The 13,092-nt window shown below is 32.3% G+C and carries 13 protein-coding genes and 1 tRNA gene; 6 read left to right on the top strand and 8 right to left on the bottom strand.

Annotated features, from left to right (window positions below):
* Positions 1-2: 2 nt before the first annotated feature.
* From KKQ76_RS05400 to KKQ76_RS05375, 6 genes are all read right to left on the bottom strand, one after another.
* On the bottom strand, positions 3-1,040 hold the full coding sequence (locus KKQ76_RS05400) for a ligase-associated DNA damage response exonuclease (protein ID WP_213196161.1): 1,038 nt from the start codon (positions 1,038-1,040) through the stop codon (positions 3-5).
* A gap of 63 nt (positions 1,041-1,103) precedes the next feature.
* Positions 1,104-1,694, bottom strand: a complete 591-nt coding sequence (locus tag KKQ76_RS05395; RefSeq protein WP_213189358.1) for a YciE/YciF ferroxidase family protein — start codon at positions 1,692-1,694, stop codon at positions 1,104-1,106.
* A 100-nt stretch (positions 1,695-1,794) separates the two neighbouring features.
* Positions 1,795-2,556, bottom strand: a complete 762-nt coding sequence (gene yaaA, locus KKQ76_RS05390; protein WP_213196160.1) for a peroxide stress protein YaaA — start codon at positions 2,554-2,556, stop codon at positions 1,795-1,797.
* A 237-nt stretch (positions 2,557-2,793) separates the two neighbouring features.
* Positions 2,794-3,405, bottom strand: a complete 612-nt coding sequence (locus tag KKQ76_RS05385) for an L-threonylcarbamoyladenylate synthase (RefSeq protein ID WP_213196159.1) — start codon at positions 3,403-3,405, stop codon at positions 2,794-2,796.
* Between the two features lie 109 nt (positions 3,406-3,514).
* A complete protein-coding gene (locus KKQ76_RS05380; protein WP_213196158.1) occupies positions 3,515-3,766 on the bottom strand; it encodes a GIY-YIG nuclease family protein in 252 nt (83 codons plus the stop codon).
* Between the two features lie 38 nt (positions 3,767-3,804).
* Positions 3,805-3,877: transfer RNA gene (locus KKQ76_RS05375), tRNA-Met, on the bottom strand.
* Positions 3,878-4,100: 223 nt separating this feature from the next.
* On the opposite strand from KKQ76_RS05375, the gene KKQ76_RS05370 reads away from it, so the two are divergent.
* The 4 genes from KKQ76_RS05370 to KKQ76_RS05355 all read left to right on the top strand — a co-directional run bounded on the left by KKQ76_RS05370 (position 4,101) and on the right by KKQ76_RS05355 (position 8,972).
* On the top strand, positions 4,101-5,513 hold the full coding sequence (locus tag KKQ76_RS05370) for a CotH kinase family protein (protein WP_213196157.1): 1,413 nt from the start codon (positions 4,101-4,103) through the stop codon (positions 5,511-5,513).
* 179 nt (positions 5,514-5,692) lie between these two features.
* On the top strand, positions 5,693-6,052 hold the full coding sequence (locus tag KKQ76_RS05365; RefSeq protein ID WP_069798227.1) for a BlaI/MecI/CopY family transcriptional regulator: 360 nt from the start codon (positions 5,693-5,695) through the stop codon (positions 6,050-6,052).
* A 66-nt stretch (positions 6,053-6,118) separates the two neighbouring features.
* A complete protein-coding gene (locus KKQ76_RS05360; RefSeq protein ID WP_213196156.1) occupies positions 6,119-7,966 on the top strand; it encodes a M56 family metallopeptidase in 1,848 nt (615 codons plus the stop codon).
* Between the two features lie 145 nt (positions 7,967-8,111).
* The gene (locus tag KKQ76_RS05355; protein WP_213196155.1) at positions 8,112-8,972 is read left to right on the top strand and encodes a GLPGLI family protein; all 861 of its coding nucleotides are present in this window, start codon (positions 8,112-8,114) and stop codon (positions 8,970-8,972) included.
* Between the two features lie 140 nt (positions 8,973-9,112).
* On the opposite strand, the gene fsa is transcribed toward KKQ76_RS05355, so the two are convergent.
* Positions 9,113-9,766, bottom strand: coding sequence for a fructose-6-phosphate aldolase (fsa, locus tag KKQ76_RS05350; protein WP_069798232.1), 654 nt, complete (start codon positions 9,764-9,766; stop codon positions 9,113-9,115).
* 295 nt (positions 9,767-10,061) lie between these two features.
* On the opposite strand from fsa, the gene pepE reads away from it, so the two are divergent.
* Positions 10,062-10,754, top strand: coding sequence for a dipeptidase PepE (gene pepE / locus KKQ76_RS05345; protein WP_213196154.1), 693 nt, complete (start codon positions 10,062-10,064; stop codon positions 10,752-10,754).
* Between the two features lie 291 nt (positions 10,755-11,045).
* Here the strand turns inward: pepE and KKQ76_RS05340 are convergent, their stop codons facing one another.
* Positions 11,046-11,456 (bottom strand): acyl-CoA thioesterase, encoded by a 411-nt coding sequence (locus tag KKQ76_RS05340; RefSeq protein ID WP_213196153.1) that lies wholly within the window; start codon positions 11,454-11,456, stop codon positions 11,046-11,048.
* 135 nt (positions 11,457-11,591) lie between these two features.
* Here KKQ76_RS05340 and dnaA point away from each other — a divergent pair, with 135 nt between their 5' ends.
* Complete coding sequence (gene dnaA, locus KKQ76_RS05335; protein ID WP_069798238.1) at positions 11,592-13,043, top strand: chromosomal replication initiator protein DnaA; 1,452 nt, start codon at positions 11,592-11,594, stop codon at positions 13,041-13,043.
* Positions 13,044-13,092: the final 49 nt, after the last annotated feature.

Below are 13,092 nucleotides of genomic sequence, written 5' to 3'. Positions count from 1 at the left end.
ATTTAGAATTCTGAATTTGAGTTTTCTTCTTGATTTCCAGGTTCTATATTATCGTCTCCTTGTTCTTCTTCGCCAAATTTGGTTTTCACCACTTCGGCAGAAATTCCGATTTCATTTAAATATTTTGAGAAAATTTCGGTAGAACCATGCGTTACATATACTTTTTCGGCTTCTGTAGATTTTATGGTTTGTAATAATCCGTTCCAATCGGCGTGATCCGAAATCGCAAAACCTGCATCTGCAGATTTCCAGCGTCTTCTTCCTCTCACTTGCATCCAACCAGAACAAATTGCGGTGGCAGCATTTGGAATTTTTTTAATCATATTCGTGCCCAATAAAGCTGGCGGAACGATGACGATTTGATTTTCTAGTGCTTTTTTATCATCAATTTCTAAAAGTTGAGTTTCTGGTAAAATCAATCCAGTCGAAGAAATAGCATCATTCAATCGATGAATAGAGGAATGTACATGAAGAGTTGCGATTCCTTCTAAAGCTTTCATTAAGCGTTGCGCTTTGCCAAGAGAATATCCAAAAAACACAGATGTTTTGTTCATTTTTTGGTTTTCTATCACCCAATTTTGAATTTCTTGGTTGATTTTTTCTACCGATTTCCACTGATAAATTGGCAGTCCAAAAGTAGATTCAGTAACAAATTCATTGCATTTTAAGACTTCAAAAGGTGTAGAAATTCCATCATCTTGAATTTTATAATCTCCAGAAATTACTGTCACAAAACCTTTATATTCTAAACGGACTTGTGCGGAACCAACAATATGACCAGCAGGATGAAAACTTAATTTTACACCGTTGATTTTTAGTTTTTCACCGTAAGCTAAGCTTTGAACCGAAATATCTTCTGAAATTCTAGATTTCAGGATAGGTTTTGTCTCGTGAGTACAAAGATATTCTTGCATTCCCCATCTTGCATGATCTGCGTGAGCATGCGTAATGACGGCTTTCTTTACAGGAAACCAAGGGTCTATGTAGAAATCTCCTTTCTTACAATAAATGCCTTCTTTGCGAAATTCTATCAGTTTCACGATTTTTAAAGTTAAAAAAAAACCGATATTAAATCGGTTTTTTATGTGAAGTAAAAGTATAAATTATTTTGCTTTAGTATTCAGATTGGTGTCTGCAATTTGAGTTAAATGTTCGTCACATTTTTTCTCTTCTTCTAAAGTGGCTAATAATAATTTTAAACTTTGTTTGTATCCTAATACTTTTGCAAAAGCTGCGAGTGTACCATAAGAAGCAATTTCGTAATGTTCCATTTTTTGAGCAGCTGCAATGATTCCTGCATCTCGTACTGCACCCATTTCTGTTTCTTCCATTATGCCTTTTCCTTCTTCTAATAAGCCTTTCATGGCATCGCAAACAGCAGCTTGTGGTTTTTTTCCTAATTCTTTGAAACAGTCTTCAATTCTTTTAATTTGATTTTCTGTTTCTTTCATGTGGTCTTCTAAAGACTTTTTGAGTTCTGGAGAACTTGCATTTTTATGCATTTTCGGCATGTTTTTTAGGAGGTTTTTTTCTGCCCAATACAAGTCTTTTAGTCCATCTTCAAATAAATCTGCTAAATCTTTTGCAGCGTCTTTTTTAGCAGGAACTTTTTCTGCTTTTACAGTTTTTACTGCAGTAGTTTTAGGAGTTGAAGTTTTAGTTGTCGTCTTTTTTGTTTTTGTAAGAGTTGCCATACTTATCTTTTTTTAATTAATAATTTGTGATTGTGATATGGCAAATTTCTATCTTTCCAAAGGACTTTTTCTTATATTTTATTTGAAAATCATTATAAAATTACCTTACAAAAACCAATTTGTGGTCTGTTGATAATTCTTCGTTAATCAAGTAATTTTCGTAGTTGAATGCTTTTACGTCATTCAATGTTTTTACATTGGTTTCAGCGCAAAATCTGGCAACCAAACCTCTCGCATGTTTGGTATAAACTACGATGGTTTTCAGTTTCCCGTTCGGTTGAGTTTGGTAAAATTCAAAATCTACAACAGGATTATTGAGTTTTTTTCTGTTGATGACTTTCCCGTATTCATTGCTTGCTAGATTGAGCAATAATTCATTTTTTTTGAGTTCTGAATTGATTTGTTCTGTGATTTTGTCGCTCCAAAATTCGTACAGATTTTTATATTGCTCAAATTCGAAATTTCTGCCCATTTCTAAACGGTAAAGCATTACTTTATCTGAAGGTTTCAGAAGACCATACAAACCAGAAAGTATTCTATGATTTTTTTGAAGATAATCCACAGCATCTTTGCTTAACGTTTTCGCATCAAGACCTCTGTAAACTTCTCCTGTAAAAGCAAAAAGGGCAGGAGCAGATTCTTTGGCAGTTGGTTTTGGTTTCCAAACTTGGTTTCTGTGCCAGTTTTCATCTGCTAATTTTGCTGAAATTTCCATTAATTCTGATAAATATTGTGGACTTTTCTCTTTGAGATAAGAATGGATTAAAGTCGCTTCTTCTATGAATTTTGGGGTTGTAGATTTTAAAAATTCTGTAGAATTTTCCACATTCATCAGTTTTGCTGGAGAAGTAATGATTTTCATGAAAATTTTAAATTATAAATTTTAGATTTTGAATGTTCAAAAATAAGACAAATTTTGATTTTTGTCGACTATTGCTATCATAGACGAAAACTGCGCCCCGACTGAAGCGGAACTCTTTTTGCGAAATATAATGTAGCAAAAAAGTGGGAGTGGAAGGTGAAACCTAACGAAGTGGTTCGACGACTTTAGGAGTCAAATTGGCGCCCAAAGTCTTCGGCTTCGCTCAGACTGACACTTTTACAGAATTCCTTTTCCTTCACGTAGAATTTCTGGTTCTCCATTGGTTAAATCTACGATGGTAGAAGCTACATTATCTCCATAGCCAGAATCGATGACAATATCCACCAAATGGTCGTATTTCTCTGCAATGAGTTCTGGGTCGGTAGAATATTCTATGACTTCGTCATCATCTTTTATGGAAGTAGAAGCAATAGGATGGCTTAATTTCTCCACAATTAACTGCGGAATTGGGTGGTCTGGAACACGAATTCCTACGGTTTTTTTGCCTTTGTAAGCCAGTGGTAAATTTTTATTGGCCTCTAAAATAAAGGTAAAAGGTCCTGGAATTTTAGATTTTAAAAGTCTGAAGGTAGACGTTTCGATAGGACGGGTAAATTCTGAAAGATGGCTGAGATTGTTACAAATAATAGAAAATTGCGCTTTGTCTAGTGTAGTATTTTTAAGACGAGCGAGTTTTTCCATGGCTTTTACATTGTAAATATCGCAACCCAACGCATAAACTGTGTCTGATGGATAAATAATCAATCCACCATCTTGCAGCGTTTTAATCACCTCATTCATGTAATTTTCTTGAGGATTGTCTGGATATATTTTCAGGATTTTTGCCATACTCAAAGGTAAGAAATAAAAAAGAGAATCAAAAATTTTTGATTCTCTTCTTAAGCTTAGTAGCGAGACGTGTTCGCTTTAGCGAAACAGGACTCGAACCTGTGTTCGCCTAGGCGAATATGAGCCCTTTAATAAATTCTCTTCCCTTTCCTGTTTTTAAATGTTTTTCGCGAGCTAAAGCATCACTTTTGTTGTTGAAGAATTCTACATGTAAAACTTTCCAAGGTCTAAAATTTTTAGTGAACCCTTTTTGAGATAGGGAATTGTGAGATTTAAATCTTTCAATAAGATTAGAAGTAAAACCTACATAAGTTTTACCATATTTTTCTGAAAATAATATGTAAACTACAAATTCATCCATAAAAAAAGAGGATTATTTAAATAATCCTCTCAGCTTAGTAGCGAGAACAGGACTCGAACCTGTGACCTTCGGGTTATGAGCCCGACGAGCTACCTACTGCTCCATCTCGCGTTATTGTGGTGCAAAGATACGAATAAATTTTAAAATTGCAAATCTTAATTGAAAATTGAATTTAAGGAATTGAAAATGAGCTAGAAAAATTTTATTTCAAGTTTTTAAAATTAAGAAAAAGAAGGTTAATAGAGTAGCGGAATACACAGAAAAGCCATTAAAAATCATTCAAGATTATTATTTCAATCATTTTCTTTGTCTTAATTTAGCTGAAAATTTAGCAATGAAAAAGTTTTTTCTGTTCAGTATTCTTTTACTTTTAGTAACTTGTAGAAATCAAGAAGAGAACAATCCTATAACTCCAGATCCTCCGTTATTTCAACAGGCTTATCAACCGCCTTATTTTCAAACAGATTCTCAAAAATTTATTTATGATATAGATGCATTGCCCGAAATTACGGTAGAAGTTTCTCTTGCAGAATGGAATAAATTTTTGAATTTTTACGACCAAAATCCCAATAATGAAGAATATGTAGCTGGAAAATTCACTTGGGTGAAAAACGGTACTACAGAAATTTTAGATAATATAGGATTAAGACTTAAGGGAAATACCAGCAGAAGAAGACCAGAAGGAAATCCTGGAGAAACGCACAATGTGACCAATCCAGATTGGCATCACGCAAGTTTTACCGTGAGTTTCAAGAAATATAATAAAACTCAACTCTTTCATAATTCTGAAAAAGTGGTGCTGAAATGGTTTAAAGATGATGCCATGTATGCCAGAGAAGTCTATTCTTATGATTTATTTGAGAAATTTGGAGTTTGGACTGCGCCACAATCCAGCTATTGTAAACTTACCATTAAAGTGACTGGAGATAACAAAGCTGCTTATTTTGGAGTGTATCAGTTGCAAGAACCTGTTGACGATGTTTATTTAGCCAACAGAAGTACGTTTTTTTTTACGACTGGAAATTTATGGAAAGCGAATTGGGGAGCAAGTTTTAAAGATGCTTCCACTTCGAATATGGGAATTGAAGATGTAACTTTAACATATACCAATACGCCGACTTACGATTACAAAGGAAGTAAATCTAATTTGGAGACAGCAAAAACACAATTAGCCGATTTCATCACGAATGTTAATTCCAAAAATGGTGATGATTTTAAAACTTATATTTCACAAAAAATGGATGTAAATCTATTTTTGAAAACCTATGCCGTAAATGTAATGGTAGGAATGTGGGATGATTATTGGAATAATTCTAATAATTTTTATTTCTATTTTGATGCTGCAGGAAAATTTTATTTCATTCCTTATGATTATGATAATACTTTGGGAACATCACTTCTGATGACAGATTCTGGCATTCAAAATCCTTTAACTTGGGGAAAAAGTGACCAAAATCCTTTGGTTTCTAAAGTTCTATCTATTCCTGAATATAAAACTCTATATATCAAATACCTCAATGATTTGATTGACAAAAAATACGATTTATTTTATCTCGATTACAGTCAACAAAGAATTCAAAAGTGGCAAAATATGATTGCAGCGCACGTTTCTAATGATACTGGCGAAGATATGACCATTACAGATGTTCCTGCTTCTTGGGGAAATTGTGGTTTCTACAGATTAAGAGGCAACAGTTCTACCGATAATTATTTCGTGAGAAAGGCTTTAAGTATTCCTAAAAATTAATTTATTCTATTGAATTTCATCATGTTATAAAAATTTAACAATTTTTTAACTAATTTTTTAGTGATAAAAGAAAATCTTTTCTAAATTTGTATCACTAAATTATTAGTTATGATTTCTTTTTTGTTAAACTTGATTTTAGAAATAGTAAATTTCTTCTTATCAATAATGATGTAATGATTATGACAGCAAAAACACTTACAAAAGCAGAAGAACAAGTAATGCAATATCTTTGGGAGCTAGAAAAAGGTTTCTTAAAAGATATATTAGAGCTTTTTCCAGAACCGAAACCTCATACCAACACTGTTTCTACCATTTTAAAAATTTTGATGGAAAAAGAGTTTGTAGGGCATAATGTTCACGGAAGACAACACGAATATTTCCCGCTTATTTCTAAAGAAACCTACAGCGGAAAATCCATAAAAAGTTTGGTGAAGAACTATTTTGAAGGTTCTTACAGAAACGCTGTTTCATTTTTGGTAGAAAAAAATGAGATGAGTGTAGAAGATTTAGAGATGCTTCTAAAAGAACTTAAAAAATAATGAGTAAGAAGTGTAACAGCTTCGTCATTCGCAATTACTTATTAATCAACACTTAAAACAAAAACTATGGAAACAATATTCCTGTATTTCGGAAAGATGATTTTAGTTTCGGCAGTGATGTCGGCATATTATCTTTTGTTTCTTCGTGACAAAACTTTTCACCATTATAACAGATTTTACCTTCTGGGAACAATGGTTTTAAGCCTTTTGTTACCGCTTTTAAAAGTAGAATATTTCACTATAGAAACCGATAGTAGAATTTTATTATTGCTGAATCAATTCAACCAAAATTCTTCTCAAGAAGTTGGAAATTCTTTCAATTTTTGGAATTTTGGAGCTTTGATTTTGGGAATCGTTTCCTTTTATCTTTTGGCTAAATTAACTTTAGGATTGGTGAAAATTCATCAACTCAAAAAAGAATTTCCGAAGGAAAGCATAGAAGGAATTACCTTTTATAACACCAATTTGCATGATGCTCCGTTTTCGTTTTTTAGAAATTTGTTTTGGAAAAAATCGATTCTGATCAACTCAGATTTAGGAAAACAAATCCTGAAACACGAAATGGTACACATAGAACAAAAACACAGTTTTGATAAACTGTTTGTCCAAATTATTCAATCGCTGTTTTGGTTTAATCCAATTTTTTACTTCATCAAAAAAGAAATCACCCTTATTCATGAATATTTGGCAGACAAAAAAGCTGTGAAAAACGCGGACACTAGAGCATTTGCGCAGATGCTTTTGGCGAGTAATTTCTCTGGAAATGTATTGCCTGCAACCAGTCCGTTTTTATCATCAAACCTTAAAAAACGACTAAAAATGCTTACACAGAAAAATACAAAATACAGTTATGCGCGTAGAATTTTGGCTTTGCCAATTCTTTTCGGAGTTTCCTTTGCGCTATTGGTTAATGCTAAAAATATTGAAATTAAAAAGCAAAATAAAGCCATAGAAATTGCGGTTCAGGAACTTAAAAAAGATACCGTTAAAGAAAAAGATGTGCAAAAACTGTTAGAAGCTCAACAAGCGAAAATTAATAAAGCTTCTGAAAAAATTAGAAAAGAGAACGAAAAAATAGCTACTCTTAGCGAACAAACTCGTAAAAAATCTGAAGAGTTACAGAAAATCGCTAAAGAAAAAGGTGCAGATAGTTATGATTATGAACTGAAAGCCAAAGAATTAGAAAATCTTGGAAACGAAATTGATAAAATTGCTAATTCTGAAGCGTATCAAAATAATTGGAAAGAATTTGAATTTAATTTAAATAATATAGATGAAGTTTTCAATTCAGAAGAATTTAAAAATCAATTCAAATTTAATGAAGAAAAGTTAAAAGAGTTGAAAATGAAACTTAGTCAACCTAGTTTAAAAGATGCAATTATCAAGATCAAAAAGTCTAGATCTCCAGAAAACTTTGATTTTCAATTTCCAGTTCCAATAACTCCACCTATAAGTATAGAAAAGTTAAAAAACAGCCCAAATTCTAATCTTACGAAAGAAGAAATCAAAAAATTAGATAAACTTTCAAAAGAAAGAGCCGAACTTTCAAAAAAACAAGCAGAACTGGCTAGAAAACAAGCTGAAATTGCCAAACAACAGGCCGAAATTTCTAGAAAATATGCTCAAAATAATCCTTGGTTGATTACTGTAGATGCTAATGTCCCAAAAGATGGAGGAGTAAGTGTTTCCGCAGATAAAATAAAGTATAATTTAGCCACTAGAAATAGTGAAGTTGAAGGATTAAAATCAATGAAAGTTTTCTCGGATAAATCGATTAAATATTATATCAATGGTAAACTTTCTACCAAAGAAGAAATGGATAAATTAAATCCTAATGATATTGCTACTGTAAACGTAAATAAAAACGTGAATAATGGCAAAGAAGAAGGCGAAATAAGAATTCAAACCAAATAAAAAAACTTAAAATCCTTCAAGTTTAAAAATCTTGAAGGATTTTTTAAATTAATACACCTATGAAATCGCCATTAGTAGTAAACAAAAACACTAATTTAGATTCAGCGATTGCATATGACCTCTAAAAAACAATAAATATCTACATATGAAAAAATTACTTTTTACTTTTTTATTGATTTCCGCAGTCTTTTCGGCGCAGAACAGATTTATCTATGATTATAAATTTGTGACGGATTCTACCAACAAAGCGGACGTAAAATCAGAACTTATGTATCTAGATATTTCGGAGAAAGGTTCTAAATTTTACAGCAGAGAAGTTTATGTTTCAGATTCTATTATTACGGCTGCTTTTGAGAAGCAAATTAAAGCGACTGGAAGTATGAATGTAGACATGAAAGCCATGTCTATGAGAAAAGGCAGCGTACGCTATAAAATTCATAAGAACTATCCTTCTTTCGAAACGTTTTCATTAACCAGAAGCGGAATGGATGCTTATAAAGTTTGGGACAAAAGAAAAATTCAGTGGAAAATTCTTCCAGAAAAACAAAAAATAGGAGAGTTCGAGGCACAAAAAGCGGTTACAGAATTTGCAGGAAGAAAATGGACGGCTTGGTTCACCGAGGAATTGCCTTTTCAAGATGGTCCTTATAAATTTAGAGGATTACCAGGATTGATTGTGAAGCTGGAAGATGCTACTCAATCTCACGTTTTTGAACTAAAAGCAGTAGGAAAATATAAAGAGGAAATTCAAAAAGTTTCAGAATTTGTAGGTAATGATAAATATATAGAAGTTAATCAAGAACAGTACAAAAAAATATTTCTAGAAGACCGAAATGATCCAGCAAAATCCATGAAAATGGCGATGGCGAATGGAGCAGTACTTCAGTTCAGAGACCAAAACGGAAACGAAATTTCTGCATCGGAAATGATTAAAAGAAGAGAACAACAAGTAAAAGAAAATAACAAGCGAGACAACAATCTTTTAGAGTTAGACTTGCTTCAATGAAAAATATAAAATCCTGAAAATCTAAATTTTCAGGATTTTTATTTTTAGAAAACTCAAAATTTATTAGCCTCAATCCTAAAGGAAGTAAATTTTGAGTTTTTTATCATCTATCTTCCAACATCTAACATCCAGCATCTTTATTACATCATCTTTTTAGAATCTGCAATAAATTGAGCTAAACCGTTGTCAGTTAAAGGGTGTTTTAGTAAAGATAAAATCGGAGCAAGAGGTGTAGTTACTACATCTGCACCAATTTTTGCACAGTTGATAATGTGCATAGAATGACGGATAGAAGCTGCTAGAATTTCAGTTTTGTAATCGTAGTTATCAAAAATAATTCTAATTTCTTCTATTAATGCTAATCCGTCTGTAGAAACATCATCTAATCTTCCTAAGAAAGGAGAAACGTAAGTAGCACCAGCTTTTGCAGCAAGAAGCGCTTGTCCAGCAGAGAAAATTAAAGTACAGTTGGTTTTAATTCCTTTATCTGTAAAATATTTTAAAGCTTTAATTCCGTCTTTAATCATAGGAATTTTTACCACGATGTTTGGGTGAATTGCAGCCAATTCTTCGCCTTCTTTTATCATTTCTTCGTAAGTAGTACTTAGAACTTCCGCAGAAATATCACCATCTACGATTTCGCAAATCGTTTTGTAATGATTTTTAATCGCTTCAGCTCCAGAAATGCCTTCTTTCGCCATTAAACTTGGATTGGTCGTAACACCGTCTAGAATTCCTAAATCTTGTGCTTCTCTAATTTGGTCTAGATTAGCTGTATCAATAAAAAATTTCATGTTAAAATTATTTTTTGCAAAGATAAGGATTAGGGATTAGTTTTAAGGAATTAGTTTATAGTTTTTTTGGCGCACATTTCCAGCTTTACGTTCCCGCTTTTTATTTTTCCCAATGCTCAACCCTTTCTGCGTTAATCTTAATATGCAAAAAACGCAGAAAGGGTTTTCTAGCAAAAAAATAAAAGAGCTTCACTTCAATCTGGGGCGCAATTTTGGTTCAATTTTCATATTTTTCACATAAATTTGCCCACTAATATTTAACATTTATAACTTATCACTCATCATTTATAACTCCATGAACGTTTTATTAGCTTCTACCTCTTCACTTTTTGGTGGGAAATATTTAGAATATATCAAAGAAGAAATTGCCGAATTATTCAGCAGAATAGACGAAATCATCTTTATACCTTTCGCAAGACCAAGCGGAATTTCACATGAAGAATACACGCAAATTGCGAGAAATTTTTTTGAACAAATCAATATCAAAGTAAAAGGATTGCATGAATTTGAAGATAAAATGGCAGCAGTAAACGAAGCAAAAGGCTTTTTTACAGGCGGCGGAAATACTTTTCTCCTCGTGAAAACCTTACACGAAGAAAATCTAATGTCTGTTTTAGCAGAAAATGTAAAATCAGGCAAACCTTATTTGGGAACTTCTGCAGGAAGTAACATTGCAGGAATAAATATGAAAACTACGAATGATATGCCAATTGTATATCCGCCAAGTTTTGATTGTATGGGATTGGTTCCTTTTAATATCAATCCACATTATTTAGACCCAAATCCAAATTTGAAGCATAATGGAGAAACTAGAGAAACCCGAATTAAGGAATTTCTTACTCAAAATGAGGTAAAAGTAGTTGGTTTAAGAGAAGGAAACTGGATTAGAGTTCTTGGTGATAAAATTACAACAGAAGGAACGCAACTGACTAGAATTTTTGAAAAAGGAAAAGAACCTTATGAATTGGAGAGTGGGAGTGAGTTGTAGAATGGGAGAGTTGTAGAATTGGAGAGTTGTAGAATTGGAGAGAAAACGAGTGTTTTTTTAATGGATAGAGTTTGTAGATTTTAAAAATTATTTATTCCGTAGGAATGTAATGTGTGTAGAATTTGCTAATTAATAAAAAAGCGTTCCGTAGGAACGCAATATTATGAGATTAATTCAAGCAATAAATTAATTCATCTAAATCAATTTTTAGTCATCATTTTTGGTGAAATTTTTTTTTGATTTTTTTGGATGATTTTTGTCATCTCACTTTTTTACTTTTGTTCTTTTTGCTTATTCCTTCCAATTTTTTTGGATGAGTTCCATCAAGAAATCAGGACATCTAGACACTTTGTTGGTTGTAGCGTCTAAGAAAAAAAGAGTAGTAGATGCTTCTGTGATTTTTTGTTTAGAATCATTGTAAATTTCATATTCGAATTCTATTTTTACTCCCGGAACTTTTCTTACGTAAGTGTGAATTTCTAAAATTTCGTCATAAAAAGCAGGTTTTAAATACTTGATTTTAAACTCTGAAACAGGTAGCCAAATCCCGCGTTTTTCGATTTCATCGTATGAAATTCCAAGGGTTCTAAATAGCTCAACTCTAGCAACTTCTAGGTATTCTGCATAGTTGCCATAGTAGACATATTTCATAGGGTCTGTTTCTCCGTAACGTACTCGTAATGTGTGAGTTGTGTGTATCATTTTAACTTTTCTTTAATACATACAAATATATTTTTAAAAAAGCAATACCCCAAAAATTTTTTTAAGAAATAATTATTTTTCATATTTGTCTTCCCGATAAAATTAATCAGAGAAAACTATTTAGCAGAGAAAAAAATGGATCAAAACTTAGGCTTGATTTGGGAGCGTTGTCTTAAATTTATGCGAGACAATTTGAGCGCTTCTGAGCATGAAGATGTAAAAAAACTAGAACACTCATTCGACTTATTGTTTGACAGGGTACAACCTGTGTCATTAATTAACCACAATCTTACATTGTTGGTTCCTTCTGACTTCTATAAAGAATATATAGAAGAAAATTACCTTTCTCTACTCTCTGCAGCTCTCAAAAAAAATATCGGAAAAGGAGTTAAATTGTGGTATTCTGTAATGGAAAATAAACCACAAGGATTAGAAAAACCCGCTACTCAAAATTATAAAGGAATTTCTGTACAAGCTCCGAAAGTTCAAGAGGTGCTTCCTACCACAGTTTCTAAAAGTTTAGTGAATCCTTTTGTAGTTCCAGGAATTAAAAAGGTAAACATAGATGCTAACCTTAACCCAAATTTATCATTTGATAATTTTGTAGAAGGCGAGAGCAATAAATTTGCATGTACCGTAGCTAAAACCATTGCTAAAAGACCAGGTGCAACTTCTTTTAACCCATTATTTATTCATGGTGGAGTAGGTGTAGGAAAAACGCACTTAGCTCACGCAATTGGTTTAGATATTAAACAGAATCTTCCAGATAAAGTTGTCTTGTATTTATCATCAGAAAAATTTATCCAGCAGTTTGTTTCTGCGGCGAAAGCTCAGAATAAAACAGATTTTGGTAATTTTTACCAAATGGTAGATGTTTTGATTATAGATGATATTCAGTTTCTTTCTGGGAAAGCTGCAACTCAGGATATGTTCTTCCACATTTTTGATCATTTGCATCAAAACGGAAAACAAATTATCTTAACTTCTGATAAAGCTCCTGCTGATATTCAGGATATTCAAGAAAGAATTGTTTCTCGTTTTAAATGGGGATTAAGTGCAGAAGTAAAATCTCCAGATTTTGATACAAGAAAGAAAATTATCGTAGATAAACTTCACAGAGATGGTATCGTTTTAAAAGATGATATGGTAGATTTCTTAGCTGGAGAAGTAAAATCTAACGTGAGAGAACTCATTGGTGTAATTAATTCTGTAATTGCGCATTCTATGATTTCTAAATCAGATTTAAGTCTAGATTTATTAAAAGAAACCATTAACAAGATTGCAGCAAATCAAAAGAAAACCATCAATATTCCATATATTCAAGAAGTGGTTTGCGAATATTTCGGGATTCAGAGAGAGCAACTGCTTTCTAAAACCAGAAAAAGAGAAATTGCATTGCCTAGACAATTAGCGATGTATTTCGCGAAAGAATATACCAATGCCACTTTTACTAAAATTGGCGAAGAAATGGGCGGAAAAGACCATTCTACAGTAATGTATGCTTGTGAAACCATCAGAGATGTTTCTAAAATTGACAAAGAACTGAAGAAATATCTGAAAGAAATTAAAGATAAAATCTTTGAATAAAATTTAGGTCTTTGACCTATTGATAATAAAAATATTGAGGAATTTTTTA

The sequence above is a fragment of the Cloacibacterium caeni genome (assembly GCF_907163105.1).
In the GTDB taxonomy this organism is placed as follows: Bacteria; Bacteroidota; Bacteroidia; order Flavobacteriales; family Weeksellaceae; genus Cloacibacterium; species Cloacibacterium caeni_A.
The sequence above is the reverse complement of the archived record's forward strand: the minus strand, read 5'-3'. Positions and strand labels throughout refer to the sequence as shown.